The 424-nt window shown below is 41.5% G+C and carries 1 protein-coding gene; it reads left to right on the top strand.

The genetic code is table 11. The features are described from left to right. Window positions 1-424, top strand: a 424-nt coding sequence (locus SB724_RS19425) for a condensation domain-containing protein (protein WP_410572409.1), incomplete at both ends; no start/stop codon positions are given.

Raw genomic sequence — 424 nt, forward strand, 5'->3', positions numbered from 1 at the left:
AAATCGAATTGAGACTGTCTTTCAGCAGCTAATCGACAGACATGAAGCACTGCGTACTTCCTTTGAAACAGTGGATGGAGAGATTTTTCAAAAAAATTGGTTCAATGTGGAATTTCAGCTGATTTCCCGAGAACTTCCGGAAACTGACGTTGCTGACATCGCAAAGACATTCATTCAGCCATTTGAATTAGATCAAGCCCCTCTATTTCGAGCAGAACTGGCAACGGTATCTGGGAAACAATATCTGATGATTGACATGCATCATATTATTTCAGATGGAGTATCGATAAGTCTGTTACTCAAGGAATTTACAAAGCTGTACAATGGAGAATCACTCGAACCGCTGCGGATTCAGTATAAGGATTTTGCCCAGTGGCAAAATGCATACCTTCGATCAGGCAGCCTGGATAAACAGGCAGCATAT

The sequence above is a fragment of the Bacillus sp. SIMBA_031 genome (genome assembly GCF_046535225.1).
Taxonomy (GTDB): Bacteria; Bacillota; Bacilli; order Bacillales; family Bacillaceae; genus Bacillus; species Bacillus velezensis.